This is a genomic window from Larkinella ripae (assembly GCF_054780775.1).
This window is the reverse complement of the sequence record NZ_BAAGVR010000001.1, coordinates 638,097-659,909: the sequence shown is the minus strand read 5'-3', so window position 1 is coordinate 659,909 and position 21,813 is coordinate 638,097. Positions and strand designations below refer to the sequence as shown.

General features: G+C 52.7%; 22 protein-coding genes. 16 read left to right on the top strand and 6 right to left on the bottom strand.

The window, feature by feature from the left end; translation table 11 throughout:
* The first annotated feature begins 61 nt into the window (after positions 1–61).
* Entirely contained in the window at positions 62–400 is a 339-nt protein-coding gene (gene ytxJ, locus ACYVHX_RS02845; RefSeq protein ID WP_460670078.1) for a bacillithiol system redox-active protein YtxJ, read from the top strand.
* A gap of 100 nt (positions 401–500) precedes the next feature.
* On the opposite strand, the gene folB is transcribed toward ytxJ, so the two are convergent.
* The 3 genes from folB to ACYVHX_RS02830 form a co-directional block, all read right to left on the bottom strand.
* Positions 501–851, bottom strand: a complete 351-nt coding sequence (folB, locus tag ACYVHX_RS02840; RefSeq protein WP_460670077.1) for a dihydroneopterin aldolase — start codon at positions 849–851, stop codon at positions 501–503.
* 92 nt (positions 852–943) lie between these two features.
* Complete coding sequence (locus tag ACYVHX_RS02835) at positions 944–1,846, bottom strand: DivIVA domain-containing protein (RefSeq protein ID WP_460670076.1); 903 nt, start codon at positions 1,844–1,846, stop codon at positions 944–946.
* Between the two features lie 123 nt (positions 1,847–1,969).
* Positions 1,970–2,872 (bottom strand): WD40 repeat domain-containing protein, encoded by a 903-nt coding sequence (locus ACYVHX_RS02830; protein WP_460670075.1) that lies wholly within the window; start codon positions 2,870–2,872, stop codon positions 1,970–1,972.
* Positions 2,873–3,005: 133 nt separating this feature from the next.
* Here ACYVHX_RS02830 and ACYVHX_RS02825 point away from each other — a divergent pair, with 133 nt between their 5' ends.
* Positions 3,006–3,635, top strand: a complete 630-nt coding sequence (locus tag ACYVHX_RS02825) for a 4'-phosphopantetheinyl transferase family protein (RefSeq protein WP_460670074.1) — start codon at positions 3,006–3,008, stop codon at positions 3,633–3,635.
* A 14-nt stretch (positions 3,636–3,649) separates the two neighbouring features.
* Here the strand turns inward: ACYVHX_RS02825 and ACYVHX_RS02820 are convergent, their stop codons facing one another.
* A complete protein-coding gene (locus tag ACYVHX_RS02820; protein ID WP_460670073.1) occupies positions 3,650–3,850 on the bottom strand; it encodes a DUF4177 domain-containing protein in 201 nt (66 codons plus the stop codon).
* Between the two features lie 40 nt (positions 3,851–3,890).
* The gene (locus ACYVHX_RS02815; RefSeq protein WP_460670415.1) at positions 3,891–4,763 is read right to left on the bottom strand and encodes a transglutaminase-like domain-containing protein; all 873 of its coding nucleotides are present in this window, start codon (positions 4,761–4,763) and stop codon (positions 3,891–3,893) included.
* A gap of 290 nt (positions 4,764–5,053) precedes the next feature.
* On the opposite strand from ACYVHX_RS02815, the gene galE reads away from it, so the two are divergent.
* From galE to ACYVHX_RS02750, 13 genes are all read left to right on the top strand, one after another.
* Positions 5,054–6,088 carry a UDP-glucose 4-epimerase GalE gene (gene galE / locus ACYVHX_RS02810; RefSeq protein ID WP_460670072.1) on the top strand — a complete coding sequence of 345 codons (1,035 nt, stop codon included), beginning with the start codon at positions 5,054–5,056 and terminating at the stop codon, positions 6,086–6,088.
* Between the two features lie 4 nt (positions 6,089–6,092).
* A complete protein-coding gene (gene rfbB, locus ACYVHX_RS02805; RefSeq protein ID WP_460670071.1) occupies positions 6,093–7,151 on the top strand; it encodes a dTDP-glucose 4,6-dehydratase in 1,059 nt (352 codons plus the stop codon).
* A 93-nt stretch (positions 7,152–7,244) separates the two neighbouring features.
* The gene (gene rfbA, locus ACYVHX_RS02800; RefSeq protein WP_460670070.1) at positions 7,245–8,105 is read left to right on the top strand and encodes a glucose-1-phosphate thymidylyltransferase RfbA; all 861 of its coding nucleotides are present in this window, start codon (positions 7,245–7,247) and stop codon (positions 8,103–8,105) included.
* A gap of 415 nt (positions 8,106–8,520) precedes the next feature.
* On the top strand, positions 8,521–8,958 hold the full coding sequence (locus tag ACYVHX_RS02795; protein WP_460670069.1) for a hypothetical protein: 438 nt from the start codon (positions 8,521–8,523) through the stop codon (positions 8,956–8,958).
* Positions 8,959–8,987: 29 nt separating this feature from the next.
* Positions 8,988–9,650 (top strand): hypothetical protein, encoded by a 663-nt coding sequence (locus tag ACYVHX_RS02790; RefSeq protein ID WP_460670068.1) that lies wholly within the window; start codon positions 8,988–8,990, stop codon positions 9,648–9,650.
* Positions 9,651–9,820: 170 nt separating this feature from the next.
* Positions 9,821–10,222: a hypothetical protein gene (locus ACYVHX_RS02785; RefSeq protein WP_460670067.1), complete on the top strand. Its 402-nt coding sequence runs from the start codon at positions 9,821–9,823 to the stop codon at positions 10,220–10,222.
* Between the two features lie 18 nt (positions 10,223–10,240).
* On the top strand, positions 10,241–10,927 hold the full coding sequence (locus tag ACYVHX_RS02780) for a hypothetical protein (protein ID WP_460670066.1): 687 nt from the start codon (positions 10,241–10,243) through the stop codon (positions 10,925–10,927).
* 112 nt (positions 10,928–11,039) lie between these two features.
* The gene (locus tag ACYVHX_RS02775) at positions 11,040–11,849 is read left to right on the top strand and encodes a sensor histidine kinase (protein WP_460670065.1); all 810 of its coding nucleotides are present in this window, start codon (positions 11,040–11,042) and stop codon (positions 11,847–11,849) included.
* A 192-nt stretch (positions 11,850–12,041) separates the two neighbouring features.
* Positions 12,042–12,716, top strand: a complete 675-nt coding sequence (locus ACYVHX_RS02770; RefSeq protein WP_460670064.1) for a response regulator transcription factor — start codon at positions 12,042–12,044, stop codon at positions 12,714–12,716.
* Between the two features lie 272 nt (positions 12,717–12,988).
* Positions 12,989–15,748, top strand: coding sequence for a 2-oxoglutarate dehydrogenase E1 component (locus tag ACYVHX_RS02765; RefSeq protein WP_460670063.1), 2,760 nt, complete (start codon positions 12,989–12,991; stop codon positions 15,746–15,748).
* Positions 15,749–15,806: 58 nt separating this feature from the next.
* Entirely contained in the window at positions 15,807–17,447 is a 1,641-nt protein-coding gene (gene odhB / locus ACYVHX_RS02760; RefSeq protein WP_460670062.1) for a 2-oxoglutarate dehydrogenase complex dihydrolipoyllysine-residue succinyltransferase, read from the top strand.
* Between the two features lie 131 nt (positions 17,448–17,578).
* Positions 17,579–18,994: a dihydrolipoyl dehydrogenase gene (gene lpdA / locus ACYVHX_RS02755; RefSeq protein ID WP_460670061.1), complete on the top strand. Its 1,416-nt coding sequence runs from the start codon at positions 17,579–17,581 to the stop codon at positions 18,992–18,994.
* A 226-nt stretch (positions 18,995–19,220) separates the two neighbouring features.
* On the top strand, positions 19,221–20,582 hold the full coding sequence (locus ACYVHX_RS02750; RefSeq protein ID WP_460670060.1) for a M20/M25/M40 family metallo-hydrolase: 1,362 nt from the start codon (positions 19,221–19,223) through the stop codon (positions 20,580–20,582).
* 91 nt (positions 20,583–20,673) lie between these two features.
* On the opposite strand, the gene ACYVHX_RS02745 is transcribed toward ACYVHX_RS02750, so the two are convergent.
* Complete coding sequence (locus tag ACYVHX_RS02745) at positions 20,674–21,000, bottom strand: nucleotide pyrophosphohydrolase (RefSeq protein ID WP_460670059.1); 327 nt, start codon at positions 20,998–21,000, stop codon at positions 20,674–20,676.
* A gap of 187 nt (positions 21,001–21,187) precedes the next feature.
* On the opposite strand from ACYVHX_RS02745, the gene ACYVHX_RS02740 reads away from it, so the two are divergent.
* Entirely contained in the window at positions 21,188–21,790 is a 603-nt protein-coding gene (locus ACYVHX_RS02740) for an RNA polymerase sigma factor (RefSeq protein ID WP_460670058.1), read from the top strand.
* Positions 21,791–21,813: the final 23 nt, after the last annotated feature.

Genomic DNA, 21,813 nt, shown 5'->3' with positions numbered 1-21,813 from the left:
GTTCGAAACTTTTCCAGTTCAATATGGCTTATATGCACGTAGTTACGTGTGAACAAGCATCATGAACTGGAACAAACTGCAAGACAACGCCCAATTAGCCCAAATCAAACAAGAGTCGGCCGAACAGCCGGTTTTGATTTTCAAACACAGCACCCGCTGCTCCATCAGTTCGACGGCCCTGAGCCGCATGGAACGCAACTGGAGCGATTCGGCCGGAATCAAACCGTATTACCTGGACCTGATTTCTTTTCGGTCGGTATCCAATCAGGTGGCCGCTGATTTCGGCGTCGATCACCAATCCCCGCAGGTTTTGCTGATCCACAACGGCGAGTGCATTTATGATGCATCTCATTTTGACATTTCGTTCGATGAACTGAAACAGCAGGCTGTATCGGTATAATCCAAAAATATCCTTTGGAAAAGCGTTCGGGTCTTCAGCAGACTGGGCGCTTTTTTTATGACCGGTTTTCGACGATGAGCTGGCCTGGGTCCGAAATCGCCTACCCCCGCAGCGTAATTTTCGCGCGGTGGCAAACGCCCCCAATGGGCGGATTGAATTTCGAAACGCTGACCTCGATGGTGTCGATCCGGGGGTACTGCTTGCGGATTTCGACAATGATGTTGTGGGCAATGTGTTCGAGCAGGCGGGCCGGTTGCTGCATGGCCGCGTGCGTGATGTTGTACAAATCTCCGTAATTCACCGTCGTGCTCAGCCGGTCGAGCCGGGCGGCTTCGGTCAAATCGGCAGTAACGGTAATGTCAACGGAGTATTTGTTGCCAATCTTCTGTTCTTCGTCGTAGAAGCCGTGGTAGGCAAAAAATTCAAGTCCTTCAAGCGAAATGGTTCCCATAACAGCGAATCGACGGTTTTTCGTCTTTTCCAACCGGTAAAAGTTTCGCCCAAAAGTAGAACGAAAAAGCGGACCCGGGTCCGCTTTTCTGGTTAAATCTGATCAAAAAACGATCCGGCTTCCTTTTTTCTTTCGTCCGGGTTTGTTTCTTCCGAAACCGCCTGGGGTTCTGTCGATTCAGGCTCGTCAGTTTTCGGTTCCTGCTCACCAGTCCGTTCCGTAACGGGCAATCCGGCCTCGGCGGCTTCGGCTCCCTGAGCGGTCACCGGATCGCCAACGGCGGTTTCGTCAGCGGCTGTATCGGGGGCGTCCGCAGGGGTAGCCTGAGCGTCGTCGGTGGTCTCAACGTGCAGGGTTTCCGGATCGACCAGGGCGGAATCCCCGTCGGCGGGTGCCGTTCCTTTGGTGGCCGCGGGCTCGTTTCCGGCGTGTAAGGCGGTTACTTCGTCAATTTTCGATTGAATCGACTGCTGGTTGAATTTTTTCTCAAACCGGTCCACGTTATCGATGGCGCTGGTGGCCAGCGTCCGGATCTGTTTGATCAGCCCTTCCTTGTATTTTTCCATGGCCTTGAAGTCGTGTTCCATCGACTTCAGGTCGTTCAGGATATTTTCTTTGATATAATGGGCCTGATTTTCAGCGTCCTGTACCATCAGCGTCGAGCGCTTGCGGGCGTCGGCCAGCACTTCGTCGGCTTTTTGTTTGGACTCGCTCAGGTATTTTTCGGCGGCTTTGTTGGCCTGATCCGTGATCTGCGTACTGGTATCGTCGGCGGTTTTTAACGTTTTGAACAGCGTCATTTCGACGTCCTTGAACTTGCTGAGTTCTTTCTCGGCCAGCTCAAGCTGCATTTTCAGCATTTTACTTTCACTCGTGACGCGTTCCCATTCCTGCGAAAGAGACGCCAGAAAAGCGTCCACCTCGTCGGGGCGGTAGCCGCCGAATCCTTTCTTTTCAAATGTATGCTGCCGTATCTCGATGGGCGTTATTTTCATGGTTGAAAGGTTTATGGTGCCATAACGGTCACTTTTCTGCTAAAAGTAAAGTTATCCGACCGAAAATATCAATTTTTTAGTCTGAAATTTGTGAAAATGCTAAAAAGTAGGCCAATCATTTAGTTACCGGGTCAATTCCCAGACAGAAATCAGACGGTCGTCGCTGGCCGAAATCAGTTGCTCCTGAAACGAACTCCAGAGTAACTTATTAACCGACGTGCCGTGTCCGGCGTGCCGGGCGCGGTCGATCACTTTCAGCAACCGGAAGGTGTCGGCATCCCAGACTTTGATGGATTTGTCCATGCTACACGTAGCAAATAACGCGCCATCGGGGCTGTAGCAGAGGTGGTTGATGGCGAATAAATGGGCGGCCACGTCCGTTTCCAGGCGGTATTGATCGGCCACGTTCCAGACTTTCAGGTGGGCATCACGGCTCCCCGAGAGCAAAAACCGGCCATCGGGCGAATACTGCACCGTGAAAACCGAGTTGGTGTGGGCCGGAATAGTGCGCTTGAGCGTCAGCAAGTCCGCATCAAACACACGGATGCCATGGTCGCTGTAGCCCACGGCTACTTCCCGGCTGACGGAATTAATGGCGATGCAGCGGGCACTTTTTTCGCCCGCTTTCAGGTGTTTCCGGACAGTAAATTCCGTTTTATCCAGCACCGCCAGCACCCCATCGGACTGGGCCACCCAGGCCGAATTCTCAAAAAACCGGATGTCGAAAATGGCCGCCGAGGTGATCTGCGCCGACCGGACTTCCTGTTTCTGAACCGGGTCGATGATGTGAATCCCGTCGTAATTCTGGCCGACCCAGAGCTGGCGGTGTTCCGGATCGAACGCCAGGGCGTAGATGGAAGCCGGAATGCGGGCCAGGAGCGTTCCCAGGTCTGGCTTGTCCAGTTGCCAGCGAACCACCAGCCCGTCGGCACCGGCCGAAAAAAACTCGGTCGGCGAGGCCCCCGCATCGAGTGTGTACACGCCGTCGCGGTGACCGGCGAAGGTATCAATTTTATGGACCTGCATTCGCTATTGTTTCTGCAATGATAAATGTAAAATGCCGAATGTTGGTGGTAAAAGTGCCGAAGCGGTTTTTACTTTATCATTTAACATTCGGCATTTTACATTTATCATTACACCCTCAAACCGAAAACCGGATATGTCCGTTTACCAAACCCACCGACTCGGGGCCAACTGCACCGCCGTATTGTGGCAAATTGAGGAAAGTGAAGACGAGCTGCGCCCGTTGCTGACGCTGACGGTTCCCGAACAGATGGAGTTGCTGGAAATAACGCACCCGGCCCAGCGCGTCGAGTGGCTGGCGTGTCGGGCGGCTGTGCGGGCGCTGGTGGAACCGTTCTGGCCGTACGCGGGTCTGTACAAGGATGCGTACGGAAAACCGCATCTGATTGGATTAAAAGCGCACATCTCCATTTCGCACACCGCCGGGTGGGCGGCTGCCGTTCTGCACCATTCCAACGCCGTCGGGATTGATATTGAACCGTTTCGGGAGCAGTTTGTGCGGGTGGTGCCGCGCGTGTTGTCCCGCGAAGAAACCGCCCATGCCAACGGCGATCTGCACCGGCTGGCGGTTTACTGGTGTGCCAAGGAAGCGCTTTATAAACTCTACGGAAAACGCCAGCTTACGTTCCGCGAACACCTGCACGTTGAGCCGTTTGCCGATGGCGCCGGACTGTTGACGGGCCACGTTCGCTTGCCGGACGACGTGCGGGAGTTGCAGATTCATTATTTTGAAACCGGGCCGGGTATGCTGGCCATTGCGTTCTAAAGTCCTGGCGGGTTTTAGAACGCAATTTCGCGTTTCAGAATGATAAAGGCCGATTGCGTCTGGCCCTCGTATCGATTGGTGGCTAGCGAAGACGCTATTTCCCAGCCTTCTGCGCCCAGTTCATTCAGCTTTTCAACCAGTTCTTGGCTGTTTACGTTGCCGCCCCAAAAACCGCCCGTTGGCACTTCCAAAATTCTGTACTCAAATTTTTTCATACCGAATTTCCATCAACGGTTGCCCGGCAAACCGGCGGATTCATTTGTTTGTATAATCCGACAGGGGCGGGGTGGCGTCTTCGTCGTGGAGGGCGTTCAGCAACTGCTCCACTTCCTTCACCCGGCCGGTATCACCGATTTTTTCGAATGCCAGCATCAGATTCCGCAGCACCCGCCGGATAATATCCTGATTCGTACAGGGTTGGTAATACGTATCGGCCGGTTTCAGGTTCAGTTGCCCAATGTAATGATCGATGTCTGATTTCGAGAACACCAGGCCACGGTTGAACACGTTGATGTAAAACTGCGTGTGATCTTTCTTATACGTCAGAACAAATAGACTCGGCAGATTAACCCCATAAACCGGTAGGTCGAGTTGCTGGGCGATCATCATGTAAATGACGCAGAGCGAAATGGGATTGCCGCGCCGACTTTCCAGCACGACGTTGATCATCGAGTTCGACGGCGAGTGGAAGTGCTTGGTGTTGGCGGCAAACTTCAGTTTGTTGAAAAAAACCGTATTTAACGTCTTGATCTGGTCGATCGGGTGCATGTCCGACTTGCCTTCCAGCCACACGTCCAGGTACAACTGCTTGATTTCCTGCCGGATTTTTTCGAGCGACAGGTCCGGATACTGGTAGGTCGCCACAATCCACAACCCTTCCAGCAGGTCGATGCCGCCGGTTTCTTTCCAGACGGTAATCCGTTCCAGAACCGACTGGTACTGCAGGTCGTGAATCAGTTCTTCAATTTTCTTCTGATGAATTGGATTAAAACTATCTTCCCATTCACTTTCCAGAAACGGAATCAACTGGCCGCCCAATTCGCGGATCTTCTGCTCAACGTGTTCGGTGATTTCCTGGTCTTCGTCGTCCAGTAGCGAAATCAACGCTTTTATTTCGTTATCGTTTATCATGCCACTCCAGTGATTGGGAATCTTCGGTTTCGACAGCCCGACAACTCGGCGTCCGGTCGCTAAGACGGCCTGACCCGAAGATAAAAACTTATTTTTAGAAACCTACTGAATTTTATACTTTTGCCCGATCAGAAGCGGGCGAACTTCCACTTTTTAACACTGTTTCACGAAAAATGATTTGCTCGTCCCTCGAATCAAAAGATAAATTAACCGACATTATCGGCCCATTTTTTGCTTGAGATCCCGCAGACTCAACGTTTGAAATACGCCTAATAGACCATCACCCAATGAAAATTTTAGTCACTGGCGGAGCCGGCTTCATTGGTTCGCATACGGTTGTTGAATTACTGAACGCCGGCTACGAACCCGTTATTATCGACAATCTTTCCAATTCAAATCGCTCGGCCCTGGCCGGCCTGCGCCAGATTCTGGGCCACGACGTTCCCTTCTACGAAGCCGACTGCAACGATTCCGAGACGCTGAATGCCCTTTTTGAAAAAGAAAAATTTCAGGGAGTCATTCATTTTGCCGCCTACAAGGCCGTCGGTGAATCGGTTGCCGAACCGCTGAAGTATTACCGCAACAACCTCGACTCAACCCTGCTGCTGCTGGAAACCATGCAGAAACACGGGGTGCCGAACCTGGTTTTTTCGTCGTCCTGCACGGTGTATGGCCAGCCCGAACACCTGCCGGTGACGGAGAAAACGCCCCGCTTGCCGGCGCAATCGCCGTACGGCAATACGAAAGCCATTTGCGAGGATATCATTCGCGATACGGTTCACGCCAAAGCACCGGTAAAAGCCATTTCGCTGCGGTATTTCAATCCGATGGGCGCCCATCCTTCCGGACTGATCGGCGAATTGCCGCTGGGTGTACCGGGCAACCTGGTGCCGTTTATTACCCAGACAGCCGCCGGAATCCGGGAAAAGCTGACGGTTTTTGGTGATGATTACGACACCCCCGACGGCACCTGCGTGCGGGATTTTATTCACGTGGTGGATCTGGCAAAAGCCCACGTTCAGGCCCTGCGTCTGCTCGATTCCCGCCAGGAAACCAGCTTCTACGACGTTTTCAACGTGGGAACCGGCAATGGCAATACGGTGCTGGAACTCATCCGTACGTTTGAAGAAGTCAATGGCATCAAACTGAATTACACGATCGGGCCGCGCCGTTCGGGCGATGTTGAGAAAATCTACGCTCAGGTTGATAAAGTAAACAACGTCATGGGCTGGCGGGCCGAAAAAACATTGGGCGAAGGCCTGCAGGATGCCTGGCGCTGGGAGCAAAATTTACAAAAGAAATCTTCAACTGTTTCGGAATAACAGCATGTCTAAGAAAATTCTGATTACCGGCGGAGCCGGTTTTATTGGTTCGCATGTCGTGCGGTTGTTTGTGACCAGCTACCCGGATTACCAGATTGTAAACCTGGATAAATTGACTTACGCCGGTAACCTTGCCAACCTCTCGGATATTGAGGACGCGCCGAATTACACGTTTGTGAAAGGGGATATTACGGACGCTGCGTTTCTGGAGCAACTGTTTCAGGAACAGGGTTTTGACGGCGTGATTCACCTGGCGGCCGAGTCGCACGTCGATCGCTCGATTACGGACCCGATGGCGTTTGTGATGACCAACGTCGTTGGAACGGTCAATCTGCTGAATACCGCCAAAAATAGCTGGAAGGCCGATTTTAGCGGGAAGCGGTTTTACCACGTTTCGACCGATGAAGTGTACGGTTCGCTGCACAATCCGGAGGACTTCTTTCTTGAAACGACGCCCTACGATCCGCAATCGCCCTATTCGGCCTCCAAAGCCGCTTCCGACCATTTTGTGCGGGCGTACGGCAACACCTACAAGCTGCCGATCGTCCTGTCGAATTGCTCGAACAACTACGGCCCGAATCACTTTCCGGAGAAGCTCATTCCGTTGATGATTCATAACATCCAGACCAACAAACCCTTGCCGGTTTACGGGAAAGGAGAGAACGTACGGGACTGGCTATACGTCATCGATCACGCGCGCGCCATCGACACAATTTTCCACCACGGCCGGGACGGCGAAACCTACAACATCGGCGGTTTTAACGAGTGGAAAAACATTGATCTGGTAAACCTGCTGTGCGGCATCATGGACCGGAAGCTGGGCCGTCCCGAAGGCACTTCCGCTCAACTGATTACGTACGTGACCGACCGGGCGGGCCACGACCTGCGCTACGCCATCGACGCCCACAAGCTGATGAACGAACTGGGCTGGCAACCATCGTTGCAGTTTGAGGAAGGGCTGGAAAAAACCGTCGACTGGTTCCTGGCCAACCAGGAGTGGCTCGAAAACGTCACCTCCGGCTCCTATCAGAAGTATTACGATTCGATGTACGAAAACCGATAACAATTGTGAATGAGCGAATGAGTGAATAGCTCCGCAGGAAGCAAAAAATGGCGTAGCTATTCACTCAATCGCTCATTCGCTCATTCGAAAACCATGAAAGGCATTATCTTGGCCGGGGGCTCCGGTACTCGTCTGCATCCGTTGACGCTGGCCGTCAGCAAGCAACTCATGCCGGTTTACGACAAACCGATGATTTACTACCCGCTGTCAATTCTGCTGCTGGCCGGAATCCGCGAAATTCTGATCATCTCGACCCCGCACGATCTGCCCCACTTTAAAAAACTGCTGGGCGACGGCGCGCAGGTGGGCTGCACGTTCGAGTATGCCGAACAACCGCTGCCAAACGGGCTGGCGCAGGCTTTCGTGATTGGGGAGGAATTCATCGGCGATGATAAGGTCGCCCTGATTTTGGGCGATAATATTTTTTACGGTTCAGGGCTTTCCCGGCTCCTGCAGGCCAACAACGATCCGGACGGGGGCGTGGTGTTTGCCTACAAGGTGAACGATCCCGAACGCTACGGGGTGGTGGAGTTTGATGGCGACAAAAAAGCGTTGTCCATTGAAGAAAAACCGCAGGCACCGAAATCGAACTATGCCGTACCCGGTTTGTATTTCTATGACAATGAGGTAGTTAAGATCGCCAAAGAGTTGCAGCCCAGTCCGCGCGGGGAATACGAAATAACCGATGTTAACAAAGTCTACCTGGAGCGTGGCAAGCTGAAAGTGGGTATTCTGGACCGGGGAACCGCCTGGCTGGACACCGGAACCTTTGCTTCGCTGATGCAGGCGGGTCAGTTTGTGCAGGTGATCGAGGAGCGCCAGGGAATGAAAATCGGTTCCATTGAAGAGGTCGCTTACCGCATGGGCTACATCGACGCGGCCCAGCTCAAAAGCATTGCGCAGCCTTTGGTCAAAAGCGGCTATGGACAATATCTCCTGAATTTGTTGAAATAAAGGAAAACCGGAGGGAAGGGAGGAAAGAAGCTACGAATTCTTTACTCCCTTCGTCTTTTCCTGCTTTGCTATTCCCTAAAAAAAAAGCCCGGACAACGTCCTGGCCTTTTCCAAACCTAACCTATGAGATGAGAAAATCAGCTCGTCCTAAGGTAGGACTCGCCAACTCTCTGCAAATGTGCAGGGAAGTTACTAAGAAATTTAAATAAGCGACTCCTTATTTGTAAAAAAAGGGGATTGGGCGTTCCTGATAAGGGATTATGCGTATTTATGTGCGTAGTTTTACCTGTTTTGTCTGCAATAACTGTTTGATTATTAGTCAGTTATTAAATCGGATGTCCTTCCTTCGCTTTGTATTTTCCTTCGCTGCTTCCTACTTTGGATGGACTATCTATAAACTCTCATCCAAAAAAACATGACTGACGACTCAAAAGAACCGTACCGGGGGGACGCGGGCAACTTCATTCGAAACCGGGATGCCGAGACGCTGACCCGCCGTTTTCGCCAGTATAAGGAAGAAAAACACGGTTTTCGTAAGGGCTCCTATACCCGCGCCGAGTTTTTTGGCATTAACCGGATCAACGAATTACTGGGCTACGACAATTGCGTCGGCGTTCGGATTTACTACGGTTTAGGCCAGGACAAGGACGAAAATGGCGACCCGAAACCACGACTGGTGCTGGCGGCTGTGGACTCAGAAGGGAAAGACATCTTTCTCGGCAGTCTGACTCGTGATCAGGAGTTTAAAAGAGGGTCGGAGGGCAATGATAGCGACGACCCAACCGGGATGAAGGATATGCCCGTCGGCCGGGAAGCATTGGCGGATGGGCATTTATGTCCGGACCGTTGCTGAGATACCTATGACTTTTCCTTTCCATAAGGATGGACCGTTTGCAAGAGCTTGCGTCAACTTATCCACTCGATTTTATCGCGGATTTCTTCGATTTAATTGTTTTAGCTGTCGGACTTTATCAGTTTAAAAATTTAAGAAGGGAAATGAAGTTTTTTGTCGGGTATTTTATATGTACCCTGATTAAAGATTTCATCTCCCTTTATTTTGCCTATTATAAATGGTCGAACTTTTACATTTATAATATCTATACTTTTTTTGAAATCCTATTCATTTCCGCTGTCTATCTGTCGGTTTTTGCCAATCCGGTACAAAAAAGAACGGTTCTGCTAGTTGGTATTATATCCTTGTTGTTTAACGCTTTATTTTTTTCTTTCAAAGAGCTGTCAGCCGTTAATTTTACAGTTTTCAGAATTGCGACCATCATCATGGTTCTGTTGCACTTTGTAACGTTACTCTCTGAAATGAGGATAAAGAAGATAGCCGTATACAGTATGTTCTGGGTAAGTGCGGGCTTATTAATTTACGCTACCGGCACTTTATTTACGTTTTTATTTATTAAGTATTTGTATACGGTATCACGCGAAACGCGCAATCTCTTTATTGATTCCACGCAGATTTTTTATATTTTATTTTGTTTGTTATCACTCGTTGGACTCTTGTTTAGCAAATACGATAAAGAAAATATTGTTTGAGTTTATTGTCTTTTAGTAACCTGATTAGGGTACTTGCTTTGTCGGCGGTTTTTCAAATTTCTTTCCGTTCACTCAAAGCTTGGATCCAATAATTGTTTTCCACCGGAAGCCGATGCACTTTTGAGGTACGATTGATTGCATCATTTCACGTTATAACCGCTTTTTGACCTATGAGTGGAATTACCAGCCGGGCCGGACGCTTCATTTCGGAGCAGGAAGCCAGTGAATTTAAAGGGGCCTACCAGCAACGGAAGAAAGAACAACAGATCCCGGACGCCGATACGATTCGTTCCGAATTTTTTGGCAGCGATAATCTGCAACAGATCCTCAACCAGCCGGGCTGCGTTGGCATCCGGGTTTACCACGCCAAACGCCGGGAAAAAGTAAACGGCAAAGAGCAGCTTTTGCCGCGGGTTGTGCTGGTCGGCGTCGACGAAAACGGCAAAGAAATTCTGGAGTTATCCGTACCCGCCGAAGCCGGGATGAAGGATATGCCGGCGGGCCGCGATGGGCAACTGGCCGACGGCCCATTGTGTCCGCCCGAGTGTAATAAAGTCGGTAAAGGAGGTTGACCGGAGCGTAAGGTGAGTATGATTGATCATCCCTACATTAAGTTAATTTTAAAGTACCCGGATTCTTTTTTACCAGACCTGTTCCTGATTCTGGCGATTGGGACCGGGCTGGTAAATTACAACTTTCTTGATAAAGCGGGGCGCTGGTTATTGCGTATGCTGCTGCTGACGCTGGTCATCAGCCTGATTCAGATTCACGATGCCGCCTACCGGCAGAATAATCTCTACCTCTTCAACCTGATTTCGTTAATCGAAATGGGGTGTTTTGCTGCCGCATACCACCTTGAGTTAAAAGCAAAACGCCATCAGACGATTGTGCTGACCGGTTTGAGCCTGTATTTACTGGCTTTCATCTTTGATTTCAGCTGGACGAAAATTGCCGGTATTGCGCTGGGTACGCAGCGAATCGTCATGATTTTTTACGCGCTCCTGTATTTTCACCACATCCTGACAAAGATGCAGATTCAGAATTTACTGATCCATTCGATGTTCTGGGTGAGTGCCGGTGCCATTGTGTATGCTGCCGGAACCTTGTTTGTCTTTCTGTTCATAAAGGTGACGCTGGGCGACCTGAGTTCGAACGGCAGCTACTATTTATACGTCACCATTGTCCGGACGTTCTCTGCTTTTTTCTACATCATCCTCCTGATCAGCTTCTGGCTTCGTCGGCGCGAGAGCAGGCTGAGCGACCCGTTGACCGTTTAATACATGGTTCTTGCGGAAATGGTGGCAGAGTTTTATATTTCGCCAAATTGATTTATTATAATTCCCCGTGTATGGGAACGTACTTGGCTTCTGACTCGCTGTGAACGAGGACATGAAATTATATATCGCCGTCGGAACGGCCGTTTTGCTGGTGATGGCGATTTTCATTATCGTCTTCGTCGCCTATTACCAGCAAAAACAGATTCGTCAGCAACTCATTCTGAAAGAATGGCAGGAGAAATACCGCAAAGGCCTCCTTGCCGCCACCCTCCAGGCCCAGGAACACGAACGCCGGCGCATTGCGCAGGATCTGCACGATGAAATCGGGACCATGCTGTCCGTTACCAAATTGAGTTTGAATCAGTTAAGTCGAACCGTAGAACACAGTGATCCGGGTTCGACGGTTCTGGTGCAGAAAACCCGCTCGCTGCTCGACGAAACCATCGCCAACGTTCGGCGTATCAGCCGCGATTTGGTTCCCACCACCCTCGAACGCTTTGGGCTGGTGTCGGCGCTGGAAGAACTGGCCGAAAAAGCCAGCAACGGCGAAGTCCACGTCGAATTATCGTGTACGGATAAAATGCCGGCCCTGCTTCCGCAACTCGATCTGACCCTGTTTCGCATTGCGCAGGAGCTGATCAACAATGCCATCAAACACGCGAACGCGCAGAACATCATTATTGATCTGCATTGCCAGCCGGGCGGTATTCTGCTGTCGGTGATCGACGACGGACGCGGGTTTGATCTGGACGAAATTATGAAGGATAAAAAGCGCGGCCTGGGGCTGCGTAACATCGAAAGCCGCCTGAACGTCATCGATGGCCACGTTACGTTTGATGTGGAGGAAGGCCGCGGTTCCCGCATTCACATCCAGGTTCGCAACCTGAAACCCGAAGTTGAAGTCGAAGTCGAAACGGTTTAACGGCTACATGAGTTAAAAATGGTTGACGGTGTTAAATGGCTGAAAATGGCTCAATAGTTAAACACGGTTTTTAATGGAAAGTGAAAGAAGTCCAGTAGCCATCAAACCATCCTCCAGCACTAAAACCGTATTTATCCAGTATAGCTGTTAACCCATTTTCGGCCTTTGAGCCATTCATTTCTAACCCTTACCATGAAAAAGATCAAGATTGCTTTAGCCGACGATCATAATTTATTCCGGAAAGGAATGGCTTCGGTATTGAGTCAGGTGCCGGATTTTGAACTGGTGCTCGAAGCCAGCAACGGGCAGGAACTGATCGACAAGCTGACCCGCCGGATGCCCGATGTGGTGCTGCTGGATCTGGAAATGCCGGTTATGGACGGAATTGCCACCACCGAATACATCCGCGAAAACCATCCCGATGTCAAAATCATCATGCTGACCATGCACGACGAAGACCGCTTCGTGTTGCACCTGCTCGAAAAAGGCGTCAGCGGTTACGTGCTGAAAGATGCGGATCTGGACGAAGTAGAGAAAGCCGTTCACCGGGTGATGGACGACGGCGTGTACCTGAACGACTTTGTCTCCAAAGTGATGCACCGGAAAATGGTCAACAAAACGACGGTGATCAAGCAACCGCCGGCTTCATCCAACTCGACGCTCTACAACAGCAAGGTGCTGTTGTCGGAGCGCGAAAAAGAAGTGCTCAAGCTAATCTGTGAAGGGCTGTCAACGGCCGAGATCAGCGAAAAAATCTTCCTCAGTCCGCGCACGGTCGAAGGACACCGCCTGCGGATTCTGGAAAAAACCGGGACGAAAAATACGGCGGGCATGGTGGCCTACGCGTTCAAAAATAATTTAGTTTAAGAAAGGATTGAAAGGAGGAAGGGAGGAGAGAATGAAAGAAGCGACAACGGTTTCTTTTCTGCTTTCGTCCCTTCCTCCTTTCAATCCTTTCTTCCTCTCCTGCTTTCAATCCTTTTCCCCTTCCTCCTCTCCTCCTTTTTTCAACTTATTTCGGGTCAGCATCGTTAGCAAAAGAAAACCTGGTACGATTCGTAAAGAATTGAATAAATAGTAGACAATCTTTCTATTTGAATCCTTTAACTTTGCCGATCGAACATGGGTGATCCCGAATTATGGACAGATTCTCGTATATAGCTAATTCTGAAGCAGCTTACATAGACGATTTATACCGGGCTTATAAACAGGACCCGGGCTCGGTGGATGGCAGCTGGCAAAAATTTTTTGAAGGTTTTGAATTTTCTCAATCGTACGGCGAAAGTGGCAATGGCAACGGGCACAACAGCGACGATCAGGCAACTACAAAACCCGTTATTGATACCAAACACGCCGAAAAGGAAGTATCGGTCGCCAGTCTGATCAAAGCCTACCGCTCGCGGGGGCACCTGCTGGCCAAGACGAACCCCATCCGGGATCGCAAAGACCGCAACCCCCGGCTGGGTCTGGAAGATTACGCCCTGTCGGAAGCGGATCTCGATACGGTTTTTGAAGCGGGCGACTTGCTGGGAATCGGGCCGAGCTCGCTGCGGAAAATCATGGAATCGCTGGAGAAAATCTACGCGGGCACCATCGGGTTCGAGTACATGTACATCCGGGAGATCGACGTGAAAAACTGGCTGCGGAACAAAATTGAGAAAGAAGCGCTGGTTTTCGACCCGACCATTGAGGAGAAGAAGCGGATTCTGGAAAAGCTGAACGAAGCGACGGTTTTTGAAAACTTCCTGCATACCAAATACTTAGGCCAGAAGCGGTTTTCGCTCGAAGGCGGTGAAACCACCATTCCGGCGCTGGATGCCATCATCAACTACGCCGGGGAACTGGGCGTGGAAGAAGTGATGATCGGGATGGCGCACCGGGGCCGTCTGAACGTGCTGGTGAACATTCTGGGCAAATCCTACGAAGACGTTTTCAGCGGTTTTGAAGGCAACGTGCCCGATCAGGTGTTTGGCGACGGCGACGTAAAGTACCACCTCGGTTATTCCAGCCTGATCGAAACTTCGTCCGGCAAACCGATCAGCCTGAAGCTGGCGCCTAACCCCTCGCACCTCGAAGCCGTCAACCCGATCATTGAAGGGTTTGTGCGGGCGCAGGCCGATGAAGAATACGCCGGTAATTTTGACAAAATTCTGCCCATCCTGATCCACGGCGACGCGGCAGTGGCGGGTCAGGGCATTGTCTACGAAGTCACGCAAATGGCGAAACTGGCCGGTTATCAGACGGGCGGAACCCTCCATTTCGTGATCAACAACCAGATCGGTTTCACCACCGATTTTGAAGACGCCCGTTCGTCGATCTATTGCTCGGATGTGGCCAAGATTGTGGATGCTCCGGTTTTCCACGTTAACGGCGATGATCCGGAAGCCGTCATTTTCTGCGCCAAACTGGCCATCGAATTCCGGGAAAAGTTCAACCGGGATGTGTTTATCGATATGGTTTGTTACCGTCGGTACGGGCACAACGAATCGGACGAGCCGAAGTTTACGCAGCCAACGCTGTACAACGCCATCGACAAACACGCCAATCCGCGCGAGATTTATAACAAAAGCCTGATCGAGCGGGGCGAGGTCGATGCCGAACTGGCGACTAAAATGGACGCGGAGTTCAAGAAAGAGTTGCAGGACCGGCTCGATATGGTGAAGCAAAAAGCCGCCATTCCGTACAAACCGCTGCGGCTCGACCGCGAGTGGGCGGAGCTGCGGGTGAGCGAGCCGAAGGACTTCGATCAGTCGCCCGAAACCGGCGTTCCGCTGGAAACACTCGAAAAGATCGGCAACGCGCTCGTCACCGTGCCGAGCGGTTTCAAGCCGTTGAAGCAGATCGACAAACTGCTGAAAGACCGTCGGCAGATGTTGACGGAATCCAGGCAGGTCAACTGGGGAACGGCAGAATTGCTGGCCTACGGTTCGATTCTGCTGGAAAATAAAGTGGTTCGTTTGAGCGGGCAGGATGTGCAGCGCGGAACGTTCTCGCACCGCCATGCGGTTTTGCACGATTCTGAGACCAACGAATCCTACAGTTCACTCGACCACATTGAGGGCAGTCAGCAGAAAATGCAGATTTACAACTCGCTCTTGTCGGAATACGGGGTGCTGGGCTTTGAGTTCGGCTATTCGATGGCGGCTCCGCACGCGCTGGTGATCTGGGAAGCCCAGTTTGGCGATTTCTCGAACGGCGCGCAGGTGATCATCGACCAATTTGTTTCGTCCTGTGAATCGAAATGGGGCCTGATGAACGGGTTGGTGATGCTGTTGCCGCATGGCTACGAAGGCCAGGGCCCGGAACATTCCAATGCCCGTCCGGAGCGGTATCTGCAACTTTCGGCCGAATACAACATGGTCGTGGCCAACGTCACCACCCCGGCTAACTTCTTCCACCTGCTGCGTCGGCAATTGACGTGGCCGTTCCGGAAGCCGCTGATCGTGATGTCACCAAAATCTTTATTGCGTCACCCACAAGTAGTTTCACCGCTGGAGGACCTTACCAAAGGAACGTTCAAGGAAGTATTGCCGGATACGTACGCAACGGGCAAGAAAGTAAAACGGGTTTTGCTGTGTACGGGTAAAATCTATTATGAGCTGCTCGAAAAACAGCAGGCCGACAAGCGGGAGGATGTGGCCATTGTTCGCCTGGAGCAGTTACATCCGTTTCCGCAAACCCAGTTGGATGCCGTTCTGGCGAACTACAGCAAGACGGCCGAACTGGTTTGGGTGCAGGAAGAACCGTCGAACATGGGCGCCTGGACGTACCTGCTGCGTTCGGCACTGGATCTGAAATTACGCGGTATTACCCGGAAAAATAGTGCCTCGCCCGCTACCGGTTATTCGAAAGTACACAGCCAGGAGCAGGCTGATATCATCCGCCGGGCGTTTGAATAAGAGTTTACGGTTATCCCATGCTACGCACGGATGACTGACAACCGAAAACTATGATAAAATGGCAATAGAAATGAAAGTTCCCCCGGTTGGGGAGTCGATTACGGAAGTTACCGTTGGCGCGTGGCATAAGAAAGAAGGCGATTCGGTGAAAAGAGACGAGGTGTTGTGTGAACTGGAATCCGACAAGGCTTCGTTTGAATTTCCGGCCGAAGCCGACGGCGTATTGCACATTATGGCGCAGGAAGGGGATGTGTTGCCGATCGGTGCGGTTTTGTGTACCATCGAGTCGGCGGGTGCTTCCAACGGCGCAGCGCCGGCTCCCAAACCCGCAGCGCCCGCCGAACCCAAACCGGCTGAAAAACCGGCCGCTCCGCAACCCGAAGCCGCCAAACCCGAACCCGCCCCGCAACCGGCTGCTACGCCGGAACCGGCAGCGGCCCCGGCCGGAAAAACCGTAGAAATGAAAGTGCCGCCAGTGGGCGAATCGATTACGGAAGTAACGATCGCTTCCTGGAATAAAAAAGATGGGGATCAGGTGGAGCTGGACGAAGTGCTCTGCGAACTGGAATCCGACAAAGCTACGTTTGAATTGCCATCCGAAGCCGCCGGAACGCTCCGGATTGTGGCCGAAGCCGGTTCAACCCTGGCGATTGGCGCGGTAATCTGCCGGATTGAAGTCGGTGCGGGCGCGGCTCAACCCGCTTCGCAGCCCACGGCACCGGCCCAACAACCGGCGTCCCAGCCTGCGGCTTCGCAACCCGCCGAACAGGGCTATGCCGCGAATCATCCCTCGCCGGTTGCTGCCAAAATTCTGGCCGAGAAAGGCATCGACCCGAAAGAAATAAACGGCACCGGCATTGGTGGCCGGATTACCAAAGACGACGCGGTGAAAGCGGAAAAAACCGCCCCCGCCCCGCAACCGGCCGCAACGCCCGCTCCGCCCAAACCAGCACCGGCTCCGGCAGCCCCCGCTCCGGCGGCTGGTTCGAGCGACGGAAACCGGGAGCAACGGCGCGAGCGGATGACCTCGCTGCGGAAAACCATCGCCCGGCGGTTGGTGGCCGTGAAAAACGAAACGGCCATGCTGACGACGTTCAACGAGGTCGACATGAAGCCGATCATGGATTTGCGGGCCCGGTACAAAGACAAATTCAAGGAGAAACACGCGGTGGGACTGGGCTTCATGTCGTTCTTCGCCAAAGCCATTTGCATCGCTTTGCAGGACTTCCCGAACGTCAACGCGTCGATCGACGGCGATTCCATCGTTTTTAACGATTTCTGCGATATTTCCATTGCGGTTTCGACCGAGCGGGGACTGGTCGTGCCGGTTATTCGCAATGCCGAAAGCATGGATTTTGCCGGTATTGAGAAAGAAATCATCCGACTGGCCGGTCTGGCGCGGGACAATAAACTGACCATCGAGCAAATGTCCGGCGGAACGTTCACGATCACCAACGGCGGTATTTTCGGCTCGATGCTGTCGACGCCGATCATCAACGCACCGCAGTCGGCCATTCTGGGAATGCACAACATCGTCGAGCGTCCGGTGGTCGTCAACGGCGAAATTGTCATCCGTCCGATCATGTACGTGGCCTTGTCGTACGACCACCGCATCATTGACGGAAAAGATTCCGTGAGCTTCCTGGTTCGGGTGAAACAGTTGCTCGAAGATCCGGCCCGGATTCTACTGGGCGTATAATTGAAATATCGTAGGACGGATTGTGAAAACCGTCTTTGCTGCAGGCCCAGGTGCTTGGTATCAGAGACGACTTTATAGTCCGTCCTACGTTTGTGTATAGCTAACTGACTGGCAAAACGATCTCCAATTCTATGCAATACGACGTTATCGTCATCGGCTCCGGGCCGGGCGGCTATGTGGCCGCGATTCGTTGCGCCCAGCTGGGCATGAAAACCGCCATTGTGGAAAAGTACAAGACGCTGGGCGGAACCTGCCTGAACGTCGGCTGCATTCCGTCGAAAGCCCTGCTCGATTCGTCGGAGCACTTTTACAATGCGGCCCATACCTTCGCCGAACACGGAATCAAACTGAACGATTTGCAGGTTGATCTGCCGCAGATGATCAGGCGGAAAGAAGGCGTTGTGGAGGCCAACGTAACCGGAATTTCGTTCCTGATGAAGAAGAACAAGATTACGGTTCACCAGGGATTCGGTTCGTTTGTGGATGCCAACACCCTGAACGTGAAAAAGGATGACGGCAGCGAGGAGCGGATTACGGCCAAAAATTTCATCATTGCCACCGGCTCGAAACCATCGTCGTTTCCGTCGATGCCCATTGACAAAAAGCGCGTCATTACGTCCACGGAAGCCCTGACGTTGCAGGAAGTACCGAAACACCTCATCGTGATTGGCGCGGGTGTGATTGGTGCGGAACTGGGGTCGGTGTACGCCCGCATTGGTTCTAAGGTGTCGTTCGTAGAATTTGCCGATTCGATGATTCCGACGATGGACAAAACGATGGGCAAAGAATTGCAGAAAGCCGTTAAAAAGCTCGGTGCCGATTTTTACTTCAGTCATAAAGTAACCAGCGTCGAGAATACCGGCGATGGCGTGATTGTGAAAGCCGACACTCCCAAAGGCCGTGGCGACGGACCGGAACAGATTACGCTCGAAGGCGATTACTGCCTGGTGTCGGTTGGCCGTCGTCCCTACACCGACGGACTGAATCTCGAAGCCGCCGGACTGGCCGCTGACAACCGCGGGCGCATCGAGGTGAACGATCACCTGCAAACCAGCGTGCCGACTATTTACGCCATCGGTGACGTGATTCGCGGGGCCATGCTGGCGCACAAAGCGGAGGAAGAAGGGGTATACGTGGCTGAAACGCTGGCCGGACAAAAACCGCACGTTAATTACCGGCTGATTCCGGGCGTGGTGTACACCTGGCCGGAAGTGGCCAGCGTGGGTTTCACGGAAGAAGAATTAAAAACCGAGGGCCGGACCTACAAGGTCGGTTCGTTTCCGTACAAAGCCCTGGGCCGCGCCCGCGCGTCGATGGACATAGACGGACTGGTGAAAGTGCTGGCCGACCAACAAACCGACGAAATCCTGGGCATGCACATTATTGGGGCCCGGGCCGCTGACATGATTGCGGAAGGCGTCGTAGCGATGGAATACCGGGCGTCGGCCGAGGACATTGGCCGGATTTCGCACGCCCACCCGACCTACACGGAAGCCATCAAAGAAGCCTGCCTGGCCGCGACCGAAAACCGGGCGATTCATATGTAGTCCGGTTTTCGGTATGCGGTTTTCAGGTTGCGGTAGGTGGCGCATTCTTGAACGGTTTCTGATGCCGCCCGGTGCCGACCAACACCGAAAGCACGCGCCAGCCACCGTAATCTGAAAACCGCATACCGAAAACCGTTTTGCAATCATTAGGACTTATAAACAATAATGCCCCCGGCTTTGGAAATAAAGCCGGGTTTTTCTTTTTTTAGGAAATGCCCTTCATCCCATGAAAAAACTGCTACTGGCTTTCTGTCTTTTCGCGACCGGCGCTCAAGCCCAATCGACCGATTCGGTTACGATCCGAAAAATCTACAACGAAATTCTGACCAACAGCCCTTCGTACGAGTGGCTCCGGCACCTGACGCAGCAGATTGGGCCGCGCCTGAGCGGTTCGGCGGGGGCGCAAAAAGCGGTTGACTGGTCAAAGCAATTGATGGAAAAGCAGGGCTTCGACCGCGTGTTTTTGCAGGAGGTGATGGTGCCGCACTGGGTGCGCGGGGCGAAGGAAGTAGCCTATATCCAGAACGGCCGGCAAAAAACAACGGTGCCGATTGCGGCTTTGGGCGGTTCGATCGCAACACCCTCCAAAGGCATTGCAGCGCAGGTTATTGAAGTGAAAAACTTTCAGGAGTTGCGGGAGATGGGCGCGGAGAAGGTGAAAGGCAAGATTGTTTTTTACAACCGCCCGATGGACCCGACCAAACTGAACACCTTCGAAGCCTACGCCGGCGCGGTCGATCAGCGGGGGAATGGCGCGCCGGAAGCGGCCAAACTCGGCGCGGTGGGCGCGATTGTCCGTTCGATGACAACGGCAATGGACGACAATCCGCATACGGGCAGTATGCGCTACGCGACCGGCGTTCCCCTGATTCCGATGGCGGCCATCAGCACCAACGGGGCCGAACGGCTCAGCCAAGCCCTGAAAGAAAATCCGGGTCTGACGTTTTACTTCAAGCAGAATTGCGAGTCGCTCCCCGACGTCAAATCGTACAATGTCATCGGTGAACTCAAAGGCTCGGAAAAACCGGATGAGATCATTGTCGTGGGCGGCCACCTCGATTCCTGGGACATAGGCCAGGGGGCACACGACGACGGTTCCGGCTGTGTGCAGTCCATTGAGGTCCTGCGGGCCCTGAAAGCGTTGGGAATCAAGCCGAAGCGGACCATCCGGGCCGTGATGTTCATGAACGAGGAAAACGGTTTGCGCGGAGGAATTGGTTACGCGGATTACGCCAAAAAGAACAATGAAAAACACATGGCCGCCGTCGAATCCGACAACGGCGGTTTTACGCCCCGCGGTTTTGGCATTGTCGGCACCGCTGAGCAACGCGCGAAAGTAATGCCGTGGAAACCGTTGCTGGCGCCGTACGGTCTGCACGAAATTGGAGCCGGCTCGGGGGGGGCCGACATTGGCCCGCTGGCGCAGCTGGGTACGGTTTTGTTTGGGTTCAAACCGGATTCGCAGCGGTATTTCGATTTCCACCACGCGGGCATCGACCGCTTCGAGGGCATCAACAAACGCGAACTCGAACTCGGCGCAGCTTCGATGGCGGCTCTGGTGTATTTGCTGGATCAGTATGGATTGTAGAAGAAGAATGATTTCGCGGAGTAAATCAGAGATGAGCAGAGGCTCCGCTTCACTTTGAAAAACTCCGCTCAACTCCGCGAAATAACTCTTTCTACCTCAACTTCTCATTATCCAGGTGCCGCGTTGCGTCGCGGCTATTCTTTTTCTCTAAATTCTTCTGGAAAGCCGCCGTCAGATCGACGCCGGTTTGGTTGGCAAGGCAGAGGAGCACCCACAACACATCGGCCATTTCGTCGCCCAGGTCTTTGGTCTTGTCCGATTCCTTTTCGGATTGTTCGCCGTACCGCCGGGCAATGATGCGGGCCACTTCGCCGACTTCTTCGGTTAGCATGGCCATATTGGTTAGTTCGTTGAAATAACGGACGCCGACGGTTTTGATCCATTCATCGACGGTTTTCTGGGCTTCGTGGAGCGTCATAAAGGTGCGTAGTTTGGCGCAAAGCTATTTCATTTGCTGGTGACGACCAAGGGCGTCGTGGACCCCTGCCTGGTTCCGGTTTTTGGCGGTTCCGGCGCAAATTAATCCGTTAATAATACCAATTTTTGCGGGAATGGGTTAAGTTTGTCAGGCAACGGCCTTTATGGGTTACGTAGCAGCAAGATTGATGAACCACCGGCCCGCTTCTTCGAATGACCTCATAATCTGGAACGCTTTCCGCGAGGGCAGCGAATCGGCGTTTGCGGACTTGTATTCAACCTATTACCGGCATCTGCTCAACTACGGCCGGCGGTTTGGCGCCGACGCAGCCACCACCGAAGATACCATCCACGATGTTTTTATCGACTTGTGGAAGTACCGCCGGACCCTGGTGCAGCCGCAATCGGTGCAATTTTACCTCCTGAAAGCCTTTCGTAACCGGCTGGTTCGGCAACTGGCCGATCAGCACCGCTTTGCCGAAACCGATGTGGAAGAACAGTTTGGCCTCCTGGCCGCCGAGCCTTCGGTTGAAGAACGACTGATCGAGGAGGGCCTGAGCCGGGACCAACACGCCCACATTCAGCTTGCGTTTAAAACCCTGTCGCCCCGCCAGCAGGAAGTCCTGTATCTGCGCTATTTCACCGACCTGGGCTACGACGAAATCTGCGCCGTTATGGGCATCACCTACCACACCGCCCGCACCCAACTCTACCATGCCCTGACCGCGCTTCGCAAACGCCTGGAAGCCAACTGGCCGGTTTTGCTGCTGCTGGTGGAGCTGGCTGGCTAGAGCGCCCGAAAAAAATCTAAAAA